The sequence below is a fragment of the Streptomyces sp. NPDC004126 genome, from assembly GCF_050275515.1.
In the GTDB taxonomy this organism is placed as follows: Bacteria; Actinomycetota; Actinomycetes; order Streptomycetales; family Streptomycetaceae; genus Streptomyces.
Genome location: NZ_JBNNPF010000001.1, coordinates 93,538 through 110,582, shown reverse-complemented (window position 1 = coordinate 110,582; position 17,045 = coordinate 93,538). Strand labels below are relative to the sequence as shown.

At 73.6% G+C, this 17,045-nt stretch carries 14 protein-coding genes; 4 read left to right on the top strand and 10 right to left on the bottom strand.

What is annotated here, in order from left to right; all coding sequences use genetic code 11:
• Positions 1 to 115: 115 nt before the first annotated feature.
• On the top strand, positions 116 to 355 hold the full coding sequence (locus ACQKM2_RS00490) for a DUF397 domain-containing protein (RefSeq protein ID WP_427704763.1): 240 nt from the start codon (positions 116 to 118) through the stop codon (positions 353 to 355).
• Positions 356 to 433: 78 nt separating this feature from the next.
• On the opposite strand, the gene ACQKM2_RS00485 is transcribed toward ACQKM2_RS00490, so the two are convergent.
• From ACQKM2_RS00485 to ACQKM2_RS00465, 5 genes are all read right to left on the bottom strand, one after another.
• Positions 434 to 2,266: an FG-GAP-like repeat-containing protein gene (locus ACQKM2_RS00485; RefSeq protein WP_427704761.1), complete on the bottom strand. Its 1,833-nt coding sequence runs from the start codon at positions 2,264 to 2,266 to the stop codon at positions 434 to 436.
• Positions 2,267 to 2,333: 67 nt separating this feature from the next.
• Complete coding sequence (locus ACQKM2_RS00480; RefSeq protein ID WP_427704758.1) at positions 2,334 to 3,053, bottom strand: hypothetical protein; 720 nt, start codon at positions 3,051 to 3,053, stop codon at positions 2,334 to 2,336.
• 52 nt (positions 3,054 to 3,105) lie between these two features.
• Entirely contained in the window at positions 3,106 to 3,639 is a 534-nt protein-coding gene (locus tag ACQKM2_RS00475; RefSeq protein ID WP_427704755.1) for a hypothetical protein, read from the bottom strand.
• 45 nt (positions 3,640 to 3,684) lie between these two features.
• On the bottom strand, positions 3,685 to 4,806 hold the full coding sequence (locus ACQKM2_RS00470) for a hypothetical protein (protein ID WP_427704752.1): 1,122 nt from the start codon (positions 4,804 to 4,806) through the stop codon (positions 3,685 to 3,687).
• Between the two features lie 126 nt (positions 4,807 to 4,932).
• The gene (locus ACQKM2_RS00465) at positions 4,933 to 6,462 is read right to left on the bottom strand and encodes an RICIN domain-containing protein (protein ID WP_427704750.1); all 1,530 of its coding nucleotides are present in this window, start codon (positions 6,460 to 6,462) and stop codon (positions 4,933 to 4,935) included.
• A 277-nt stretch (positions 6,463 to 6,739) separates the two neighbouring features.
• Between ACQKM2_RS00465 and ACQKM2_RS00460 the strand changes: the two genes are divergently transcribed.
• Positions 6,740 to 9,415, top strand: a complete 2,676-nt coding sequence (locus ACQKM2_RS00460) for an ATP-binding protein (protein ID WP_427704747.1) — start codon at positions 6,740 to 6,742, stop codon at positions 9,413 to 9,415.
• Positions 9,416 to 9,449: 34 nt separating this feature from the next.
• Positions 9,450 to 10,292 carry a maleylpyruvate isomerase family mycothiol-dependent enzyme gene (locus ACQKM2_RS00455; RefSeq protein WP_427704744.1) on the top strand — a complete coding sequence of 281 codons (843 nt, stop codon included), beginning with the start codon at positions 9,450 to 9,452 and terminating at the stop codon, positions 10,290 to 10,292.
• Between the two features lie 13 nt (positions 10,293 to 10,305).
• Here ACQKM2_RS00455 and ACQKM2_RS00450 read toward each other — a convergent pair whose 3' ends face one another.
• From ACQKM2_RS00450 to ACQKM2_RS00435, 4 genes are read right to left on the bottom strand one after another with little or no spacing between them, the layout of a single operon-like run.
• The gene (locus tag ACQKM2_RS00450) at positions 10,306 to 11,757 is read right to left on the bottom strand and encodes a pyridine nucleotide-disulfide oxidoreductase (protein WP_427704742.1); all 1,452 of its coding nucleotides are present in this window, start codon (positions 11,755 to 11,757) and stop codon (positions 10,306 to 10,308) included.
• Positions 11,754 to 12,974 carry an MAB_1171c family putative transporter gene (locus ACQKM2_RS00445; RefSeq protein WP_427704739.1) on the bottom strand — a complete coding sequence of 407 codons (1,221 nt, stop codon included), beginning with the start codon at positions 12,972 to 12,974 and terminating at the stop codon, positions 11,754 to 11,756. The genes ACQKM2_RS00450 and ACQKM2_RS00445 overlap by 4 nt, the downstream gene beginning before the upstream one ends.
• 2 nt (positions 12,975 to 12,976) lie before the next feature.
• Positions 12,977 to 13,510 (bottom strand): toxin-antitoxin system, toxin component, encoded by a 534-nt coding sequence (locus tag ACQKM2_RS00440; protein ID WP_427705694.1) that lies wholly within the window; start codon positions 13,508 to 13,510, stop codon positions 12,977 to 12,979.
• A 14-nt stretch (positions 13,511 to 13,524) separates the two neighbouring features.
• The gene (locus ACQKM2_RS00435) at positions 13,525 to 14,136 is read right to left on the bottom strand and encodes a hypothetical protein (RefSeq protein WP_427704736.1); all 612 of its coding nucleotides are present in this window, start codon (positions 14,134 to 14,136) and stop codon (positions 13,525 to 13,527) included.
• 442 nt (positions 14,137 to 14,578) lie between these two features.
• Between ACQKM2_RS00435 and ACQKM2_RS00430 the strand changes: the two genes are divergently transcribed.
• A complete protein-coding gene (locus tag ACQKM2_RS00430) occupies positions 14,579 to 15,079 on the top strand; it encodes a hypothetical protein (protein ID WP_214942325.1) in 501 nt (166 codons plus the stop codon).
• A 13-nt stretch (positions 15,080 to 15,092) separates the two neighbouring features.
• Here the strand turns inward: ACQKM2_RS00430 and kstD are convergent, their stop codons facing one another.
• Positions 15,093 to 16,940, bottom strand: a complete 1,848-nt coding sequence (gene kstD, locus ACQKM2_RS00425; RefSeq protein ID WP_427704734.1) for a 3-oxosteroid 1-dehydrogenase — start codon at positions 16,938 to 16,940, stop codon at positions 15,093 to 15,095.
• Positions 16,941 to 17,045 lie beyond the last annotated feature (105 nt).

The window sequence follows — 17,045 nt, the reverse complement described above, 5'->3', positions numbered from 1 at the left end:
CGGGGCAGGTGCGCCGGACCGGCCGCGGGTGACGCCCGCGGCCTGTGCGGCGCCCGCCCCGGTCGCTACCCTGGGCCCCCGGACGACGACGTACCGTACCGGGAGGAGCACGCACGTGGCGGAGAGCACGGTTTCCCAGCCCGTCGCCGGCTGGGGCAGGCCCGAACTCGATCTCAGCGGGGCCGACTGGCAGTCCGGCAGCCGGGGGGTGGGCGGCGTCCAGATCGCCTTCGTGGAGGGGTTCATCGCGATGCGCAACGGAGAGCGCCCCGACGGCCCCTCGCTGGTCTTCGCGCCGCGCGAGTGGCGCAGGTTCGTCCTGGGCACGCGGGGCGGACGCTTCGGCCCGGCCTGAGGCCGTCCCGACCGTGCGGGTCGCAGCCGTTCGCCGACGGCTGCGACCCGCACGGCCGCGTCACAACGGACCCCGGACCTACCGGGTCCTGAAGCGGCGGAAGAGGTCCCTGGCCACGTACACCCCCGGGCCGCCGAAGCCGACGATGTCGAGGCGCCCTTCACCCGTGATGTCGGCGAGGAAGCGGGGGTGACGGCCGACCCGCCAGGCGCCGGCGTCATCGCCGTAGCCGAACCCGCCGCACACCAGCCGGGCCTGCTCGAACCGGCCGTCGCCGCGGCTGTGCGACACCCAGACCCCCTCGTCGCCGAAGCCGACGATGTCCGGGTTGCCGTCGCCGGTGACGTCCGCGAGGAACCGGAGGTGCCTCTTGCCCGTCCACCCCTGGGCGAGCCCGAAGTCGTTCAGGACGAGCTCCGAGGGCTCGAACGTGCCGTCGCCCCGCCCGCGCGAGACGACGACGCCCTGCGGGCCGAACCCGACGACGTCCAGTGCCTTGTCACCGGTGGTGCTGACCAGGAACCGGGGGTGCTCCTCGACCGAGGTCCAGCCCTGGTCGACCCCGAAGTCGTCCAGGAGGTAGAGGGGTTCGGCGAACTTCCCGTCCTCGCCCTGGACCGAGACCCAGACGCCGTCGTCGTGGCAGCCGACGATGTCGGCGCGTCCGTCACCGGTGGTGTCGACGAGGAAGCGCGGATGCCGGTCGGCGAGCCAGCCGCCCGCCTTCTCGCCGTGGCCGAACGCCCGGAGGACCGGTTCGTCGGTGATCGGCGCGAACGCTCCCTTCTCGTCCTGGACCGAGACCCGGACGCCGTCGTCGTGGCAGCCGACGATGTCGGCACGTCCGTCACCGGTGGTGTCGACGAGGAAGCGCGGATGCCGGTCGGCGAGCCACCCTCCGGCCTGCCTGCCGTGCCCGAACGCCTTGAGGACCAGCTCGCCCCCCGCGGGCGCGAACGTCCCGCCCGCGTCCTGCGTGGACACCCGGACACCGTCGGCGGCGAGCACGACGAGGCCGGGCCGGCCGTCGCCCTTCACGTCCACGACGGTCCACAGGTCCGCGGGACTCGGGGAGGGCGGGCCCTGGTGCAGGACGCGCTCCACGTCGCCGAACGTACCGTCGCCCCGGCCGGACGCCGCCACAGCCCCCTTCGCGGGCTTGATCGCCACGATGTCCGCCCGTCCCGTTCCCGTGAGGTCGGCGGGGAACCGCGCACCGGCCCCGGCCCATCCCCCCGGTAGCCCGTTGGGAGAGGGGTCGGCCACGTCGCTCTTCCACCCGCCCGCGTCCTGGTCGCTCCCGAACGACCTGAGGACCAGCAGCAGGTCGCTGAAGGAGGGCGTCGCGTCGGGAGCCGGCCGCAGCGCGGCCGAGCGGGCGAGCCGCCAGGACCGGCGGCCGTTCCAGTGGCTCAGCGGTGCCCAGCGCAGCACCGGGTCGCTGATGCGTTCGGGCCCGGCCGGGACGAACCGCCACCGCTGGCTCCGCGCGTTCTCGTCGTACGCGCGCAGGACGACCCGGGTGCCGTCCGGACCGGGGTCGGCGAGGTCGAGAACGGTGCTGCCGGTCGCGCCCTCGATGAAGTAGAGGCCCGCTTCGCCCTCGACGGGGACGACGTGCCACTGCTGGCCCTTCTTGCCGGCGGCGGCACCCCACTGGCGGACGCCGCCGTCCGCGGCGGCGGGGTCGTCGAGCACCTTGCCGCCGGCCGAGTCTCGGATCACATAAGCCCGTTCGCCCTGTGCGGCCGGCACGGGCGCGAGCTGCCACTGCTGCGGGCTCGGGCCGCCGTCGGGGAACTCGCGGACGACGAGTGCCCCGTCCGCCCCCGGCACGGCCTTGACTCCGAGGGTCTTCCCCGTTGCGGCGTTGACTATCTCCAGCTTCAGTTCTTCCATGGGCACGGCCATCGTGGTGCCTCTTCCAGGAGGTGCGGGCGTCGGCTCGGGACAGGTGCGGCGCGGCGGTGGCCGCGGATCACGTGAAGACGTGGTGGTACGGGACGTCCCACTCGTTGGGCAGCCGCGGATAGAAGGTGTTGATGACCGTCCCGGTGAAGTCCCCGCCCCAGTTGTAGGTGAGGCGGACCTCGCTGTCGGCCGCCACCGTGTGGTCCTTGAACCCGAGGATGGCGTCGGGGTGGGTGATCGGCACGAACGTGATCCCGCCCCACGGCGTCACCGTGACGACCCAGAGCTGGGTGTCCTCGGGTGCGCCGTTCTTCCCGCGCCACTTCTCGCCGACCTTGTCGGGGAGGCCGACCTGGACGGTGTCGGCCGTGGCCTTGGGAGCGTCCTGGTGGACGCTGATGCGCCTGCGCTGCGGCTTCGGCGAGCCGTCGTCGCCGCGGCCGGCGTCGGCCTGGCCCGCAGCGGCGGGCTTGGGCGTCACCTGGCCGGCGGCGCTCTCGATGAAGTACAGCGGCCGCTGCCCGAAGAAGCCGGCGGGGGTGATGTACCAGAGGTGGCCCTGTGCCTCCTTGGTGGCCGGGTCGAGCGCGGTGGCCAGCTTGACCCCCTTGTCGTGGACGTCCTCCTTCAGCTCGGCCGGCCGCAGGTAGCCGCCGTTGAAGGCGTGGACGAGCATGACCGGCCGGTTCTCGACCAGTGCGGCCACGATCGCGTTGTCGTAGCTGTTCACCGCCACCGGGCCGCCGACCACCAGATTCGCCATCGCCGTGCGCTCTTGCGTGTACATCGCGGAATCCTCACCTGTTCTGGAAGTGGAGAACGAAGAACGGGATGCTGCGTTACTTGGAACCGGACGGGTTGTCGGCGGCCGGCTTGGAGGCCTTGGGGGCTTCCGCCTTGGGGGCTTCCGCCTTGGGAGCCTCCGCCTTGGGGGTCTCCGGGGCCTTGGGGGCCGTGGTGTAGTCGCTCTTCCTCGGCCTGTCGGCCAGGTCCGCGTCCTTCTGGAGGCCGTCGTGGCCCTTCACCGTCGTGCTCGACTCCTTCATGCCGGCGGCCGCCGCCCCGGACACCGAGCCGGGGTCGTTCGCGTACCGGGCCTGCGCGCCGGCCGAGGCCTGCGTGGTCTGGATGAAGGATCCGAGGAAGCCGAGGATCGCCCGTGCTTCGGGCGACGTCTCCTGCACGACCTTTGCACGGGAGGAGGCTCCGTGGATCGCGCTGTCGAACAGGCTCGTGCTCGTGTCGTCGTACGTGTCGTCGTCGGAGTCCTCGAAGTCGACTCCCGCGCCCGGCTGCGGTTTGGCGCTGCCGGTGGTCACGGAGAACAGCCCCGCGCCCTGGCCCGCGAAGTCGAAGATGTTGTCGAACACCATGGTCGTCACCCCTGGTCGTCGTCGTGGCGGCGCCGCCCGCCCCGGTCAGGGCTGCTTGTGCAGCGCCCGCTGGCTGTCGGTCAGGCTCTCGCCGTCGAACATCGTGTGGTGGACCTCCAGGGCGGAGACGACCTCGGCCAGTCCCTTCATGCGGAAGCCGCCGCCCGCCAGGTCGATGTCGCCGATGTCACGGGCGACCAACCGGTCGAGGCCGGGGTAGTCCCCGCGCTGCGGGGGAGACAGGACGGCCACGGGGACGTCGTACTTCACCGCGATCAGCCCGGAGAAGCTCACCGGTATCTCGTAGGAGTACTGCTTGCGGGTACGCCGCTGCGTGGCGATGGTCTCCACGCGCGAGCTCGGCGGGACGCTGCCGGAGATCTGCGACCTCGAGGCCCAGCTGGTGGTCAGGGAGCCGCCGACGGAGGCCGTGATGCCCAGCATCAGCTGGGCGTTGAGCTGTGCGGTGCCGGTGGCGCTGCCCTGGGTCGTGAACGCCACCGAGTTCAGCACCGAGTTCGACGCGGAGCCCGTCGCCGAGTTCGTCGCCGCGTTCCTCGCGGCCGCCTCGGTGGTGTTGGCGTTGTCCACCCCGATGTTGTCCTTGCTGTTCTTGTTGGTGACCGCGTTCGCGTTCCTGTTCGACATCTCGTTCTGGAGCTGCGTCTGCAACTGTGTCTGGAGCTGCGTCTGGAGGTCCAGACGCAGCTGGTTCTGCAGCTGCAACTGGAGCGCCGCGCTGACGCTGCCGCCGAAGGTGAGCTGGGCCGAGCCCTGGAGCTGCCACGTGACCCCGTTCGACACGGTGAAGTCGACCGAGTCGGTGAAGGTCATCGTGGACGTCTGGCTGCGGTTGACGTAGCTGCGTGAGGAGAACGTGTCGGGCGGGGGCCGGCCGATGCTGCGCCGCTCCTCGATCAGCGGCTCCCCGAGGTTCATGTAGGCGAGCCAGCCCAGTTGGGACGCGGTTCCGGGGAAGGCGCCGAAGCTGGACTTGTTCACGGAGAACCCGACGGGCTTGTGCCGCACACCGTAGTCGTCGACGTAGACCAGGTTGGGGTGGTCCAGGATGGACTGCCAGGTCTGCTCGATGTCGAGTTCCCGCAGGTTCTTCTTCGTCAGCGGCCGGCGCTTGGCCCGCTCCAGGTTGTACGCGTTGGAAGGCATTCGTCCTCGACTGATCCGGTCGGACCGCGCCCGGCGAGATGACAACAGGCATCCGCGCGCGTTCCGACGATCGAAGTTGTCACGGGCTCCATGGCCCGGGCAGACGTCCCAGCGGCCCCTCGTGCGTCACACGGGGAGCAGCTGCCACTGCCGGTCCCGGTGGTCGCCCTCCGCGCCGTGCTGCTTGATGACCGTGCGGGCGTTGGAATCGACCCGCAGGAGCAGACCGCTGTTCCGGTTCGCGATCTCGTACACCCGCGGGGTGCTGCCCGCCGGGCCCACCGGGATCAGCCTCCACTGCTGGTGGTGGGCGTCACCGCCCTCGTAGGCGCGCTGCGCGACCACCGCCCCGGCCCTCTCCTGCGCTCCGAGGACCTCCAGGACCTTGCCGCTGCGCACGTTCTCGATCCGGTACAGGACCTCGCCGTTGTCCTGGCCCGCAGGGACCAGCCGCCACCGCTGGTGGTCCCTGGGGGCGGCGAGCAGCTGGTGTACCTCGGCCCCGTCCCTGGTGGACTCGCTCGCCACCGCCATCCGCAACCTGCTCCGGACGTTGGCCCAGGAGACCACCGCGCCCGAATCGGGCATCCCCGCCAACCTCGCCGAAGTGATCTTCCGGACCCGGTTGTTGGCGTAGTCGGCGATGTAGAGGGTGTCGGCGCAGTCCACGGCGAGCCCCAACGGGTTCTTCAGCTGGGCCGAGGCGGCCGGGCCGCCGTCCCCGCCGAACCCCGCGGTGCCGGTGCCGGCCACCGTGCTGATCTGCCCGTCGGCGGTGATCTTCCGGATCCGGTGGTTGTTGTGGTCGGAGACGTAGAGGGTGCCGGTGCTGTCCACCACCATCCCCAGCGCGAGGTTGAGCCGGGCGGCGGTGGCGGGGCCGTTGTCCCCGGCGAATCCCGCGGTGCCGGTGCCGGCGACGGTGCTGATCTTCCCGTCGGTGGCGATCCTGCGGACCCGGTGGTTGTTGGAGTCGGAGAAGTAGACGGCGCCCGCGCCGTCCACGGTCATCTCGCGCGGGTAGTTCAGCTGGGCGGCGGTGGCGGGGCCGTTGTCCCCGGCGAATCCCGCGGCCCCGGTGCCGGCGACGGTGCTGATCGTCCCGTCGGTGGCGATCCTGCGGATCCGGTGGTTGTTGTAGTCGGAGACGTGGAGGGTGCCGGCTCCGTCCACCGCCACCCCCAGGGGGAAGTTGAGCCGGGCGGCGGTGGCGGGGCCGTTGTCCCCGGCGAATCCCGCGGTGCCGGTGCCGGCGACGGTGCTGATCGTCCCGTCGGTGGCGATCCTGCGGACCCGGTGGTTGTTGGAGTCGGAGAAGTAGACGGCGCCCGCGCCGTCCACCGCCACCTCGCGCGGGTAGTTCAGCTGGGCCGAGGCGGCCGGGCCGCCGTCCCCGCCGAACCCCGCGGCCCCGGTGCCGGCGACGGTGCTGATCGTCCCGTCGGTGGCGATCCTGCGGATCCGGTGGTTGTTGTGGTCGGCGAAGTAGAGGGTGCCGGTCGTGCCGTCCACCGCCATCCCGTACGGACAGTTCAGCTGGGCCGCGACGGCGGGCTCGTCGTCCCCTTTGAATCCCGCCGCCCCGGTCCCCGCGACCGTGCTGATCGGAGGGGTGGAGCGCTCGTCACCTGAGGTTGCCGCGGGGGCAGTGCTCATTGCCGTCCCTTCGCCATTCACCGACCGCCCATTACGAACGGTATCCGTGCGACTCCAGAAAGCCATGGGCGGATGAGATATGACAAGGTCACCTTCGAGTCATTCGTGCGCCGGCGATCGAGACAGCCCACCGGGCCGGGACCCGGCGGCGGCGCTCCGGAGCAGCACCCGGAGCGGCACCCGGAACAGAAGATCGGATTCTTTCCCGATAGTGGGATCCATCGGCTCGTGCGCGGGCGTACGCTGATCCCCCGAGCCGGCCTGGGGGGTACGAGCCATGACGGAACGCCGGACCCGCACACGGCGCACGCTCTTCGAACGCGAAGCCGAACTCCTCGCCGTGGACGAGGCGCTGGACCGGCTCACCGGATCCGGCCCCGACACCGGCGGCGGCCTGCTCGCCCTGTCGGGCCCGGCCGGGCTCGGCAAGACCACCCTGCTCGCCGAAGTGCGCCGCCGCGCCCTCTCCCGCTCCTGCACCCTCCTCGCCGCACGCGGCGGCGAACAGGAGCAGACCCAGCCCTTCCACGTCGCCCGCCAGCTCATCCAGCCCCAGCTGGCCGGCCGGCCCGAGGCCGAACTCCGCGCCGCGCTCGGCAGCTGGTACGCCATCGTCGGCCCCGCCCTCGGCCTGTGCGCCCCCGCCCAGGGCGCCCCGCCCGACCCGCAGGGCCTGCGCGACGGACTCGACTGGGTCCTGACCCACCTCACCGTCCGGCGGCCCCCCGTCGTCCTCGTCCTGGACGACGCCCACTGGGCCGACCCCGAGTCCCTCGGCTGGCTCGCCGGCTTCGCCCCGCGCGCCGAACACCTCCCGCTGCTCCTCGTCACCGCCTACCGCCCCGACGAACTCCCCGCCCACGCCGAGGCCTTCCGCACACTGCCCGGCCGCGCCGGACGACGCCCCCTCGTCCTCAACCCGCTCAGCGCCGACGCCGTCTCCACGCTGGTCCGCGAGACCGTCGGCGCGCACGCCGAGGACGCCTTCTGCCGCGAGGCCTGGGCCGTGACCACCGGGAACCCCTTCGAGGCCGTCGAACTCACCGCCAGGGTCCGCGCCAAGGGACTCGACCCCGTCGAGGCCAGCGCCCCGCTGCTGGCCGACCTCGCCGCCGCCCAGCGCGGCAGCGGGCTCGTCGCCCGCCTGCACAGCCTCGGCCCCTCCACCGTCCGCTTCGCCTGGGCCTGCGCCGTCCTCGGCACCGCCATCCCGCGGCGCATCGCCGCCCGCGTCGCCGTACTCGGCGCGGAGGAGGCCGCCGACGCCACCGTGCGGCTCCGCGTCGCCCGCATCCTGTCCGCCCCGCCGGCCGAGGCCGCACCCGGCGAAGAGGACGGCGCCGGGCTGGAGTTCGTCCACCCGCTCATCGCCACCGCCATATACCGCGCCATCCCCGACGCCCTGCGCGTCGCCCTGCACGGCAAGGCCGCCGCGGCCGTCGTCGACGCCGGGCTCGGCTCCTCCGCGGCCGCCCGCCACCTGCTGGAGACCCAGCCCGAGAACGACCCCTGGGTGGTGCGCACCCTGCGCGAGGCCGCCGCCGAGAACCTCCGCGCCGGCGCCCCCGAAGCCGCCCGCCGCCAGCTCGCCCGCGCCCTGGAGGAACCCCCGGACTTCGACGAACGCGCCGCCGTCCTCTACGAACTGGGCTGCGCCTCCCTCCTCACCGAACCCGCCAACACCGTCAACCACCTGCGGGCCGCCCTCGCCGAACCCTTCGACGACCCCGCGCTGCGCCAGGGCATCGTCATCCGGCTCGCCCAGGTCCTCGCCCACAGCGACCACCTCGCCGCCGCCTCCGAGCTCCTCGGCCGCGAGATCCCGCGCACCCACGACGCCCGCGCCCGGCTGCGCCTGCAGTCCGAGCAGTTCATGTGGGACGCCTTCAACGCCGCCGAACCCGACTCCCCGGCCCGCTCCCGCCGCCTGGCCCGGCTCGCCGACCGCCTCCCCGGCCGCGACCTCACCGAGCGGTACGTCATCGGACTGCGCGCCTGGGACGCCTGCCTGCGCGGCGAACCCCTCGACGTGGTCCTCCACCACGCCGACCGGGTCCTCGCCGAGCCCTTCAGCTGGGCCCACGAGGACCGCGGCTTCGAGGTCCCCGTGCTCGCCGCCATGGTCCACATGTACGCCGACCGGCCCGGTCGCGCCGAGGAGCTCTTCGAGGAGGGCACCGCCGAGTTCGAACGCCAGGGCTGGCACGGCGCCCACCTGTCCTTCGCGTACAGCCTCCGCGCCTACATCCGCTACCGCCGCGGCCGGCTCGTCGAGGCCGAGGAACTGGCCCGCGCCGGACTGCGCCTCGCCGAGCGCGTGGGCCGCCGTACGCCCGTGCACTGGTACGCCATCGCCATCCTCCTCACCACCCTCGTCGCCCGGGGCCGGGTCGACGAGGCCTGGGGCCTGGCCCGGGAGCACGAGTACGGGGAGCCCTTCCCCGCCGCCGTGGTCTTCCCCGACTCGCAGACCGTGTACGCCGAACTCCTGCTGGCCGGCGGCGACCGCAAGGCCGCCGCCGCCGAACTGGAGGCCGTCGGGCGGCGCCTGACCCCGCGCGGCATCCAGAACCCGGCCTGGTGCCCGTGGCGGCTGCTCCTGGCCCGCGCCATAGCCCCCGAGGACCCCGCCAGGGCCCGCGCCCTGACGGCCGAGGCAGTCCGCCGCGCCCGTGCCTTCGGCGCACCCTCCGCCATCGGCCAGGCCCTGCGCGTCGCGGCCGAGGTCGCCGCCCCGCAGGACCGCGCCGACCTGCTCCGCGAGGCCGTCGCCCTGCTGGAGGACTCCCCGGCCGCCTACGAGCTGGCCCGGACGCTGGCAGCGCTGGGCACCGAGCTCCAGGACCCCGGGCTGCTCGCCCGCGCCCACCTCACCAGCCGCGAATGCGGCGCCGGCGCCCTGGAGGCGAGCACGGCCCAGGCCCTGGCGTCGTTCGCCCAGCGCGCAAGCTGAGTCCCCGGGGACACCAGGGGGCAGGGTCGACCCCATGGACCCCATGGAACCCACGGACCACCTCGCCAGGCTCGACATCTTCAGCAGCGAGGCGGCGGCCTTCGACAAGGCCGTCCGCCGGGCGGCCGGAAGCGGGCGGGAGGCCCCCCTCGTGCCCTCCTGCCCCGGCTGGTCGGTCGCGGACCTCGCCGGACACCTCGGCAGCGTCCAGCGCTACCTCACCCACATCCTCCGGGAGCGGCTCACCGAGCCCTGCGACCCCACCGCCCCGGAGCTCTACGCGCTCCCCGCCGACCCGGCCGTACGGGCGGCCTGGCCGGTGCCGGACCGGACCCCGCACCGCGGGCCCGTGCCCGAGGAGCTGTTCGACTGGTCGGCGGCGGCCGCCCGGGACCTGGTGGCGGTCCTGCGCGAACTCGGCCCGGACGTACCGGTGTGGACCTGGTCGCCCGACGGGGACCGCACCAGCGGCTTCTGGATCCGCGTGCAGACCATCGAACAGGCCGTCCACCGCTGGGACGCCCAGGCCGTCACCGGGCACCCGGACGCCTTCGCGCCCGCCCTCGCGGTGGACGCCGTCACCCAGACCGTCGAGGTGATGGCCCCCGCCCGGCGCGGCTGGAAGCAGGCCCCGCCCGGCACGGGCGAGCGCTACCGCTTCCGCCGCACCGACGCCCCCGGAACCTGGACGGTGGAGTTCGACGGCGACGAGGTCCGGTTCGACCGCCGCGACACCGCTCCCGTCCACGTCGAGGCGGCGGGCACCGCCTCCGACCTGATGCTGTTCCTGTGGGGGCGGCTCCCCGCCGAGCAGCTGCACGTCACCGGCGACGGCGCACTCATGGAGCACTGGTTCACCCTCGTACCGCCCGCCTGAACACCGGCCCCGGCTACCCCCGCAGCGCCGCGACCGCCGCCAGCTCCGCCGGCCCCAGCGGCGGCCCGGCCAGCTGCGCCCGGCGCGGTCCCAGCAGGGCCGCCAGCAGCACCGGCGGGGTGAACAGCCGGGACGCGGGCCGCTCCAGGGTCATCACGTCGGTCACCGCCCGGGCCACCCGCCCGTTGCCGGTGCTGGTGCGCATCAGCCGCCGTACGTAGGCCGCCGCGGCCCGCTCGGCGGCCGTCGGGCCGCTCTCCGTCGCACCGGGGTAGAAGACGTCGTTCCCCGTGGACAGCGCCCAGGCGGCGGCCACCGGCCCGGCGAGGGCCTTCTGCGCCCGGGCGGCGAGCCGCGGGTCGGACAGCCCGTACCGGGCGACGGCGTCCCGCAGGGCGAGGGCGCTCTGCGCGGCCACCGACATCCCGTGCCCGTACACCGGGTTGTAGGCGGCGACGGCGTCCCCGAGCACCAGGAGCCCCGCGGGGAGCGCGGACTTCTCGTAGTGGTGCCTGCGGTTGACGGTCGTACGGGTGAGCACCACGTCCGTCAGCGGCTCCGCCCCGGCGATCAGCTCGCTCACGATCGGGTGCCGCAGCCCCCGGGCGAACTCCCCGAAGGACTCCGGGTCCCTGCCGGGTTCGCCGCCGCGGGTCCCCGACAGGGTGACGAGCCAGCGGTCGCCCTCGATCGGGACGAGCGTCGCGGACCGGCCGGGACCGTTCAGGCGGGGATCGGCCGCCTGGACGTTCACGACGACCGGGAAGGTGTTCCCGAGGTCCTTCGGGGCCCGGAAGATCCGGCTGGCGTAGACGAGTCCGGGGTCGACGGTCCGCACGGCGGCCCGCGGCACGCCGAACTCCTCCAGCCACAGCGGCGTGCGCGAGGCCCGCCCGGAGGCGTCCACCACCAGGTCCGCGTCCAGGACCCGTGCCACGCCGTCCGCCCCGCGCACCCGGACCCCGGTGGCGCGCCGGGCGCCGCCCGTCAGGCCCAGCACCTCGGTGCGGTCGGCGACGGTGACGTTCGGGAGCGCCGCCACGGCCCGGCGGACGTGCCAGTCGAGCAGGTCGCGGCTGGCGACGAGCACGTAGTGGGACTCCCGTGCCCAGCGGCGGAACCAGCCCTCGGGGGAGAGGCCGACCATGTTCGTGGGCAGCGAGATCCGGTGGGCCCCGTCCTGCAGCAGCGCCCCGATGGTGCCGGGCAGCAGGGCGTCCACGGCCGTCGCCCCGCCGGACCACAGCAGGTGCGCGTGATGGGCCTGCGGGAGCCCCTTGCGGGGGAACGGCCCGCCGGGCAGCGCGTCCCGCTCGACGACGACGACCTCCCCGGAGCCGGAGCCGGAGCCGGAGCCGGACCCGGACCCCGCCCCGGCGAGCGCGGCGGCCGTGAGCATGCCGGCCAGGCCGCCCCCGATGACGACGGAGGTGTGCCGGCCGGGCGACCGCGGGGAACTGCTCATGGCCTCACGCTCTCTGGGTGGTCAGCCGGCCCGGACCGGGCGCGGAAGGTGGAGACTGCGGGGGACCGGCGCAGGGCCTTGGCCACCGCCACCAGGTCCGGACCCGCCGCCGGACCCGCCGCCGGCCCCGCCGCGGGGCCCGCCGCCGGTACCGGGACGTCCGCCGCCCCGGCCTCGGCGCCGCCGCGCAGGGCCGCGACCGCCGCGACCACGGCCACCGCCTCGGCGGTCGCCGCCGCCCGCTTCGGCGTCTCGCCGCGCGCCCGGGCCTCGGCGAGCGCCCGTTCGCGGACCCCGGGATCCATGTACGGCTGGAGCCTCAGCAGGCCGTCGCTGATCTGGGTCCTGCGGTGGACCAGCCGGCGGCTGACGGGCGAGCGCCGGGGCAGCCGCATCGACGCGGTGTCCACGCCCGCCAGCTCCCGCGTGAACGGGGCCAGGCAGCGGTAGTGGTAGTAGTCGGTGAAGAGCCCCTGGAGCGCCTGGCCCAGGTGCGGCAGGATGAACCCCACGGCGATGAACAGCGCGCACACGGAGGCGATGGGCGGGGCCACGTACGTGCTGAGCCAGTCCAGGTCGCGGCCGTTCCAGCGGGCGAACACCGCCGTGAGCTTCACGGTGTCGTAGCAGAGGTTCAGGATGAACCCGATGACCAGCAGCACCAGGCCCGCGCGCAGCCAGCCCGTCACCTCCCGCAGCCAGGACCAGGTGACGACGGCGGTGATGGCGCAGGCGGTGGTGTGGGCCCCCAGGTAGAGCATGATGTGCTCGCGCATCCAGGGGGTGTTGGCGTAGTACGTGTCGAGGTCCCGCAGCCGTTCGACCGGTACTTCGGCGAAGGCGAAGGTGGTCCACAGGCCGGCGACCACGGCCGCGTAGAAGACGCCGATGGTCCAGGTGGCCCGGCGCACCCGACGGGGATCGCCGCCCCGCCAGTGGATGATCATGACCAGGCAGGAGGCGCAGAACATCATGAGCAGCGTGTAGACGAGCGGCGCCGCGAAGTTGCTGACGCCCGTCGCGCTGTTCAGCAGTACGAGGGTCTTGGGCCGCCCGAGGTAGAAGACGGCCGAGGCCAGCAGGAGCAGGCCGCCGACGGACCGCACGTTGGGGTCGATCCGCCAGAACCTCATCATGACCGGGAGGCGGATCGCGAAGGCCAGGGTGAGGATCACCGCCGGTATGAGGTACGGGATGTAGTACTTGTCCGAGGTCACCGTCAACCGATCGGTCCGCGGTAGCCCAGGGCGTTGCCTATCCGCCCGGCCACGTCGCTGCGGCGGGCGGCACCGGCCGCGTCGCCGCCGGTGAGCCACGGCCGGCACCGGTCACCGAGCATCAGCCCGAAGGTCTCGGCCTCGATCTCCTGCGCGTCCTCGTAGTGGGACCGCGCGGCGACGCTCGCGTACGTGAGGTCCGAGGCGTCGGGCAGGGAGCGAGCGGCGTCGTCCGCCGCCCCGCCGCCGTGGCCGGTGCAGTGGCCCGCCTTCATGTGCCACAGCTCGTGCCCCAGGATGACCAGTTGGTGGTCGGGCGTCGTGTACCTCTCCACCACGACGATGTCGTAGTCGTCCATGTTCAACCACAGGCCCGAGGTGGTCAGCCCGGACGGGAAGCGCTCGAAGCGCAGCACGATCGGGCGGCCGCCGCGGGTGCGGCTCATCGCGTCGCACAGGGCGCGGAAGAGGGTCTGCGGCTCGACCGGCGCCTCCAGGTCGAGCGAGGAGGTCAGGACAGTGCACAGCTTGCGCATCGAACGGGACAGGTTCACCGCGCCACCTCGGAGGAGAGGATCCCGGTGATCATGCCCAGCAGCAGGGTCTCCTGCGTGCGGGTGAGGGCTCTTCCCCGGGTGGAGATGGAGACCAGCCCGTACTGGTTCGTGAGGTCGGCCATCAAGTCGCCCGATCGGTAGTTGAGGGATTCGACCGCGGGCCACAGGGCCCTGTTCACGGCCTGGGCCGGCGTGTCCGTCAGGAAGGTGAGGTCACGGCCGAAGAAGGCCGCGAACTCCGCGCAGTGCCGCAGGTGCGCGGGCTTCCCGCCCGACACCAGCTCACCGACCCACCGGGGGTCGCCGCCGATCGCCGCCGCGATCTCCGCGACCGCGTACGGCTGCCCCTGGGGGTCGCGCGAGACGGCGTACAGGAAGGCCGCGCGACGGCGGACCGTCTCCTCGGTCTCCTCGGGCGTGGGGTCGGCGAACTCCTCGCCGCGCAGCAGTGCCGCCGTCACCTCCACGGGGACGCCGGTCCGCTCGGAGAGGGACACCGCGTCGAGGATCTCGTCCACGTCCAGTCGTCTCTCCGCGGCGAGCGCCCGCAGCCGGGCGAGCGTCGTGGTGAGGGCAAGCGGCGGACCGCCAACGGGGACAGTCATCTGTCTGTGCTCCCATACGTCCGAAGGGCAGATCCGTCTGCGCACCGGGGACGACGGTAGGCCCCCCCGGGCCACAAGATCCCCGGCACCGGGACGATCGTTGTCGAATCGAAAACGATCGATGAACGTACACGGGGACGCACAGCAAGATACAGCCAGTGCGGCGGCCCGTGGCGGGAAAGGACGCATGCCCGCAGCTCACCGCACCTGCCCGCGCCACAGGTAAGGAGTACGCGGCGCACCCGCCCCATACCCGCAGGTCCGACGGCCCGGCCCGGCCCCCGCACCGGCCTCCCGGCACCCCCCCGCACCCCGGCGCCCGCCCCTCCCGGCAGCCCTCCGGCGCCCCCGCCCGCCGCCCCCGCGCCCCGCTGCGCCGGGCGGGAGCCGTCGGCGGAGCCCCCGGCGCCGGAAAACCCGCGCGGCCACGTACCATGGCGGCATGTCCTTCCTCCGCCGCCACCGCGCCGCCACACCCGCGGGCCCGGACTTCGACGTCCTGGCCATGGACCCGGGGGACTGGCCGGGCAACCTCGGGGCCGGGCTGCTGCCCGCGCCCGACGGCAGCTGCCAGGGCGTCTTCCTCCGCTACGACCTGTTCGGCGGCCGCGGCCCCGCGATGATCATCGGCAACCTTCCCGAGGGGTCCCCGGCGCGCGAGCTCGCCGACGGCCAGGTCCCCTTCGAGGTGGCGCAGCTCCTCGACGCCCTGGAGAACGACGAGGACGTCGAGGTCACCGGGACCGAGGACTGCCCCGTCATGCAGGGCGACAACCTCCTCATCGTCCGCAAGATCAAGCTCTCCGAGGGCCGGATCTCCTGCGTGCAGTTCGACCGCAGCGACAACGTCCTCGTGACGATCGCCAGCTGGGACCGCCCGATCACCGACGACCTCTACGCGCTGCTGAAGCCGCTCCCCGCAGAGCTCTTCCAGCAGGGCTAGCCCCCGTCCCCGTCTACGGGGTGCTGTCCGCGATGTCGTTCGCCGCGACGTAGCCGAACGTCATCGCGGGCCCGATCGTCGATCCGGCCCCCGCGTAGCTGTGGCCCATCACCGCCGCGCTCGCGTTGCCCGCCGCCCACAGGCCCCGGATCACCGATCCGTCCGCCCGCAGCGCCCGGGCCCGGGCGTCCGTGACGATGCCGCCCTTGGTGCCCAGGTCGCCCGGGACGATCCGGAAGGCGTAGAACGGCGGTGCCCAGACCGGCGCCAGGCACGAGTTCGGCACCACGTTCGGGTCCGTGTAGTAGTGGTCGTACGCGGTGTCCCCCCGGTGGAAGTCCGCGTCGTTCCCGCTCCACGCCTGTGCGTTGAAGCGGTTCAGCGTCGCCCGCAGCGCGGCCGCCGGCACCCCGATCTGCCCGGCGAGGGCGTCCCAGGTCCACGCCTTCCTCGCCGCCCCCGACTCGAACCACGCGTCCGGGAAGGGCAGCGTCGGCAGGATGTCCTTGAACAGGTACTTGTTGCGGTAGTTCTGGTCCACGATCAGCCACGCCGGGATGTGCGAGCCCGTCGCGCCCCGGTCCTTCTCGTACATCACGTGCACCACGTCGCTGTACGGGGCGGCCTCGTTCACGAACCGGGTCCCCGCCCGGTTCACGATCAGACCGCCCGGCAGGGTCCGCTCCGCCAGGCAGAAGTACGGCTCCCCGGGCAGCGGGATCGACGGCCCCCACCAGGCGTCCTCCATCAACGCCAGCGCGGCGCCCGCCCGTTGCCCGGCCCTGATGCCGTCCCCGGTGTTCTCCTTCGCGCCCACCGACCACTGCGTGCCGATCGGCTGCTGCTGGTACTGGGCCCGCATCTGGGCGTTGTGCTCGAAGCCGCCCGAGCCGATCACCACCCCCCGGCGGGCCCGTACGACACCCCGTACGCCCTCCTTCTCCACCACGACCCCGGTGACCGCCCCGCCCTCCTGGACCAGGTCGACCAGCGGGCTGTTCAGCCACACCGGCACCCCCGCCCGCAGCAGCCCGGCCCGCAGCCCCGCGGCCAGCGACTGGCCCATCGTCAGCGGCTTCTCCCCGCACAGCGCGGCCTTGGCGCCGCGCGCCAGGCACTCCGTGGAGACCGCCAGCCCCTTCGCGCTGACCGCCGCGAGGTTCAGCCACCTGTAGTCCTGGCTGAACACCACCATCCCGGCGGGCACCGGCATGTACGCCGGGTTCAGGTGCGCCAGTTCGGTGCCCAGGAGGTTGCCGTCGAACTGGTCGGGCTCGATGGAGCGGCCGTTCGGCAGCCCGCCCGGCAGGTTCGGGTAGTAGTCGCTGTAGCCGTCCATGAAGCGGAACCGCAGCGGGCTGTGCGCCATCACGAAGTCCAGCATCCGGGGCCCGTTGTCCAGGAACGCCCGCTGCCGGTCGGCCGGCACCTCCGGCCCCACCACCGCCGACAGGTACACCGCCGCCTTCTCCGGGGTGTCCGGTACCCCGGCGGCCAGGATCACCGAGTTGTTCGGCAGCCAGATACCGGCCCCGGAGCGCGCCGCCGACCCGCCGAACGTCGGGGCCTTCTCCACCACCAGCACGCTCAGCCCCCGCCCTGCGGCGGTGAGGGCGGCCGTCATCCCCGCCGCCCCCGAGCCGACCACGACGACGTCGTACTCGCCGAGCGGGCTCTCGGCGGCCCGGGCGGCCGCACCCGGCAGCACGGCGGCGGCGAGCACCCCGGCCCCCGTACCGGCGAGGACCGCCCGGCGGGAAGGGGCGCCGGCGGGACGCGGCCGGCCGGGGCTCCCGGTCACGGGGTCGGTCGGGGGCTCGGTCGCGGTCAGGGGCGCGGTCACGGGCATGGCCTCGGTCATGGACGGGCTCCAGCGGGGTGGGAGGACGGGACGGCGGCTCGGCTCCGGCTTTCCTGATGCCGAGTCAGAGAAACTGTTCGCGGGATCATGTGAAGTCAAGTCCCG

Coding starts and splice junctions, on each gene's coding strand:
- ACQKM2_RS00485 (WP_427704761.1), bottom strand. CDS start 2,266: ATGGCCGTGCCCATGGAAGAACTGAAGCTGGAGATAGTCAACGCCGCA.
- ACQKM2_RS00480 (WP_427704758.1), bottom strand. CDS start 3,053: ATGTACACGCAAGAGCGCACGGCGATGGCGAATCTGGTGGTCGGCGGC.
- ACQKM2_RS00475 (WP_427704755.1), bottom strand. CDS start 3,639: ATGGTGTTCGACAACATCTTCGACTTCGCGGGCCAGGGCGCGGGGCTG.
- ACQKM2_RS00470 (WP_427704752.1), bottom strand. CDS start 4,806: ATGCCTTCCAACGCGTACAACCTGGAGCGGGCCAAGCGCCGGCCGCTG.
- ACQKM2_RS00465 (WP_427704750.1), bottom strand. CDS start 6,462: ATGAGCACTGCCCCCGCGGCAACCTCAGGTGACGAGCGCTCCACCCCT.
- ACQKM2_RS00460 (WP_427704747.1), top strand. CDS start 6,740: ATGACGGAACGCCGGACCCGCACACGGCGCACGCTCTTCGAACGCGAA.
- ACQKM2_RS00455 (WP_427704744.1), top strand. CDS start 9,450: ATGGACCCCATGGAACCCACGGACCACCTCGCCAGGCTCGACATCTTC.
- ACQKM2_RS00450 (WP_427704742.1), bottom strand. CDS start 11,757: ATGAGCAGTTCCCCGCGGTCGCCCGGCCGGCACACCTCCGTCGTCATC.
- ACQKM2_RS00440 (WP_427705694.1), bottom strand. CDS start 13,510: ATGCGCAAGCTGTGCACTGTCCTGACCTCCTCGCTCGACCTGGAGGCG.
- ACQKM2_RS00435 (WP_427704736.1), bottom strand. CDS start 14,136: ATGACTGTCCCCGTTGGCGGTCCGCCGCTTGCCCTCACCACGACGCTC.
- ACQKM2_RS00430 (WP_214942325.1), top strand. CDS start 14,579: ATGTCCTTCCTCCGCCGCCACCGCGCCGCCACACCCGCGGGCCCGGAC.
- kstD (WP_427704734.1), bottom strand. CDS start 16,940: ATGACCGAGGCCATGCCCGTGACCGCGCCCCTGACCGCGACCGAGCCC.